Annotated in this window: 1 protein-coding gene and 2 pseudogenes; all 3 read right to left on the bottom strand. The window is 62.4% G+C overall.

Translation table 11 applies throughout. The annotated features are described in order from the left end of the window. Nucleotides 1-86 precede the first annotated feature (86 nt). Nucleotides 87-886 (bottom strand): annotated as a pseudogene (locus tag GA0061099_RS39035) (IS66 family transposase); the annotation flags it as partial. A gap of 70 nt (nt 887-956) precedes the next feature. Continuing rightward, nucleotides 957-1,304 carry an IS66 family insertion sequence element accessory protein TnpB gene (gene tnpB, locus GA0061099_RS39030; protein WP_036032545.1) on the bottom strand — a complete coding sequence of 116 codons (348 nt, stop codon included), beginning with the start codon at nt 1,302-1,304 and terminating at the stop codon, nt 957-959. A gap of 349 nt (nt 1,305-1,653) precedes the next feature. Beyond that, a pseudogene (locus GA0061099_RS39025) lies at nt 1,654-2,091 on the bottom strand (IS66 family transposase); the annotation flags it as partial.

Here is a 2,091-nt window from a genome sequence, read left to right as displayed (position 1 = left end):
ATCCCGAGGGGCCTACCCTCATCGCTGCCACAGCTTGTGCACACAGATTTTCAGATCATCTCGATCATCCTTTCCGTGTGCTTCTGCAGCACACTATCATCGGCATGCAGGCGCTCGGCCGCCATGACATGGGCTTCGACCAGGCGCAGCAGGGGATCCAGCGCCGCCGCACAGACCGACCCCACGGCGTCCGCCAGGGTCGACAGCGCGATCGGCACGCCTTCGAGGGCGTAGCGCTCGGCCTGGCGGTTTAAGGGCTGATGTTGGCCGTACTTCTCGAACATGATCATGGCCAACAGGCTCGGGCCGGCCCATCCCCGTGCGACGGCATAGAATGGCGCCGGGGCCTGGCTGATCTTCTCGCAGTCGCGGCAGGAGAACTTCTCCCGCACCGTCTCGATCACCTTCCACTGGCGCGGTACCACTTCCAGTGTCCTCGTCACGTACTCGCCGAGCTTGCGCAGACGATTGCCGCCACAGCACTGGCAAGCCGTCGGCGGCTCGATGACGACTCGTTCGCGCGGTAAATGCTCAGGGAACGTCTGTCGTTCGCCGCGCTTGCGCGTAAATCCGCGCCCCGTCGTCGCCTGGCCACAGCGCGCTCTGCCGCCAGCTCGTCTTCAGTGGCGTCACTTTCCAACTCTTCGAAGGTCAAGGCCAACTGCTCGATCAGGCGCGACGAACGCTCCGACCGCTGGCCATAGATCTGATGCCTTAGCTTGGCGATTTGCAGCTTCTGCTGGGCAATCAGCGCTTCGTCCTCAGACGCTTTCGCGCGGGCGACCGCAAGTTCAGCGGCGACTTCCAAACCCTTCGCACGCTCGGCTGCCAGCGCCGCTTTCAGGACGGCAATGTCATCCGGAACAGCGTCGCGCTCAGCATCCATGCGACACAGTGAATCACAGATTGGAAGCGTTGGGACTCCCCAAAAATGCAAAACCTGCTGGATTTTGTACTCAACCTGCGCTTCTCGGTCGCCAGCTCAGTTGTGGATTCCGCCAGTCGATCCCTTCCAGCATATAGGCCATCTGCGCCGCTGAGATCGATACCGCGCCGTCCGACGCCGAAGGCCAGATGAACTTGCCTCGGTCCAGGCGCTTGGCATAGAGCGACATGCCCAACCCATCATGCCAAAGAATCTTGACCAGATCGCCGCTGCGGCCCCGGAAGATGTAGAGATCGCCGGCATGGAGATCGCGCTTCAGGCTCTCCTGAACCGTAAGAGCCAGGCTTCGCATGCCGCGGCGCATATCGGTGTGGCCGGTCGCGATCCAGACCCTGACGCCGCTCGGAATCGGAATCATCGTCGTCGCAAGAGCTCAAGAACCTGCTGCAGCGCCTCAACGTCCACGTCACGGTCAACGCGAACACGACAGCCGCCCCCGAGCTCAATCTCGATGATTCCGGCCCTTGCACGCTGCGCAGGCGGTGAAGACGCCAGTTGTGGTGCGCCGCTCAAGATCGGAGCCGCTACAGGTGTGACCTCGACGGGAACGAGAGCAGGCGCAGCATCGCCGCCCAGTCGCCCCTACGCGCTTGTCGTAAGCGCGTATTTTACCGCACAGGCTACGCGCGCGCCTGGCCGCGGCGTCGCGTGACGCCGGGCCCCAGCAGTGTCATCGGAACGGCTTGGTTGACCTGAGCGTTCGAACGTCAGCCGCTATTCTCAGCTGGCAGGTTTTTTTGAGCGGTGCAGTTGAACGGCAACAGATCTTCTATATCGGCGTCTGGCGCGCGCTGGGGCAATTCGGTGAGCGCGTGACGTAGCCATGCATAGGGATCGACGCCGCATGCCCGGCATGTCAGCACCAAACTGTAGATCACGGCGCTTGCCTTGGCGCCGGCAACGGTGTGGCTGAACAGCCAACTTTTTCGTCCGGTGCAAAACGGCCTGATGTCGCGCTCCAGAACATTGTTATCGATCGGGGCGAGACCGTCACTGGTGTAACGGGTCAGATAATCCATTGGTTGCGCGCATAGGCGATCGCCTTGCCGCTCAAGCTTTCGGGGAGGACCTTCGGCGCCTGGTCGTCGAGCCAGGTCCGGAAGGCGGCCAATACCGGCAGGCTATGCTGCTGGCGCAGCCGCAAG

The organism is Bradyrhizobium yuanmingense (genome assembly GCF_900094575.1).
Taxonomy (GTDB): domain Bacteria; phylum Pseudomonadota; class Alphaproteobacteria; order Rhizobiales; family Xanthobacteraceae; genus Bradyrhizobium; species Bradyrhizobium yuanmingense.
Note: the sequence above shows the minus strand (reverse complement) of the source record. Positions and strands in the feature narration are given on the sequence as shown.